This window comes from Cupriavidus sp. 8B, assembly GCF_054589115.1.
Genome location: NZ_BAAILO010000077.1, coordinates 1 through 823, shown reverse-complemented (window position 1 = coordinate 823; position 823 = coordinate 1). Strand labels below are relative to the sequence as shown.

Annotated in this window: 1 protein-coding gene; it reads left to right on the top strand. The window is 62.3% G+C overall.

From position 1 onward, the window contains the following. Positions 1–803 (top strand): transposase (locus tag ACYP5B_RS07320; RefSeq protein ID WP_459569130.1); only part of this gene is annotated, 803 nt, incomplete at its 5' end. Positions 804–823: the final 20 nt, after the last annotated feature.

Below are 823 nucleotides of genomic sequence, written 5' to 3'. Positions count from 1 at the left end.
ACCTCCCCGGGGCCGAGATCATGCTCGCTGCTTCACTGCACAGCGTGCACGAGAACGAACGCCAGATCCTGTTCGAGCATCTGGACCGCCTGCAATTCGACGACTTGCTCTTGCTCGACCGCGGCTACCCCGCCCGCTGGCTCGTGGCCGTGCTCAACGAACGAAAAATCCCTTTCTGCATGCGCGCCGACGGCAGCGGCTTTACCGCAGTGCGACACTTCGTCCGCTCCGGCCGCGACGAGGCCATCGTCACGCTCCCGGCTCCAGCCCGCAATGACGCACGCGACTATGAATGTGCGGCTACCCCGCAGACCGTCCGGCTGATCCGGCAGATCTCGCCAGCCGGTAAGGTACGCGTGCTCATCACCAATCTGCTCGACATGCGCCGCTATCCGGCTGCCACCTTCCGCGATCTCTATCACCAGCGCTGGCGCCTGGAGGAGGCGTTTAAACGTCTCAAACACCGCATGGCACTTGAACACCTGTCCGGCCTCTCACAGTTGGCCGCCAGGCAGGACTTCGGCGCCAAAATCCTGAGCGACAACCTCCACGCCCTCTGCTGCCTTGGCGCCGCGCAGGAACATGACGTTGATCCGAACCGTCGGATCAACCGTTCCTACGCCATCACCGCCCTCAAACCTGTCCTGTCAGCAGCGCTACTCGGCTTGCGCTGGGCCAAGGCTGCTCTGAATGAGACCTTGCACTTGATTGCAACACGTACCCATCGCGTGCGACCGGATCGCGCTAAGCCACGTCCACCTCGCCACAAACCTCATCGACATGCCGCCTACAAGGCATGCTGAGGCTTAACTTGGGTGGATTG